Below are 502 nucleotides of genomic sequence, written 5' to 3'. Positions count from 1 at the left end.
ATGCTCGGCGTGACCGAGATCGCCGCCCGGGTGGGCCTGCACAAGAGCACCGTCTCCCGGCTCCTGGCCACCCTGGAGCAGGAGAACGTCGTGGAGCGCGATCCGCAGAGCCGCCGCTACCGCCTCGGGCTGGGCCTGATCTCCATGGCGGGCCCCCTCCTCGCGGAGCTGGACGAACGGCGCGTGGCGTACCCGGTGCTGCAGGAACTCACGGAGCAGACCCGGGAGACGAGCGCGCTGATGCTCTGGAACGGCGACCAGGCCGTGTGCGTGGAGCAGATCCCCAGCCCGCGGCAGATCAAGCACACCACCCCCCTGGGCACCCGGTACAACACCGCGCTCAGCTCCTCCGTCCAGCTCTTCCTCGCCGCCCAGCCCGCCGAGCGGGTCCGGGCGCTGATCCGCTCCGGCCTCGTCGAGCACCCCGATCCCACCGAGGCGAGCATCGACGCCTACCTGGAGGTCCTGCGGCAGGCCGGTGCCGACGGGGTGGCCGTCAACT

1 protein-coding gene is annotated in these 502 nt (G+C 71.9%); it reads left to right on the top strand.

The features are described 5' to 3' along the window. The coding region (locus RF645_RS13540; protein ID WP_368819299.1) for an IclR family transcriptional regulator at nt 1-502 on the top strand (502 nt) is incomplete at both ends.

The organism is Kocuria sp. CPCC 205260 (assembly GCF_040981045.1).
GTDB classification, from domain to species: Bacteria; Actinomycetota; Actinomycetes; order Actinomycetales; family Micrococcaceae; genus Kocuria; species Kocuria palustris.
This window is presented reverse-complemented; position numbering and strand designations above follow the sequence as displayed.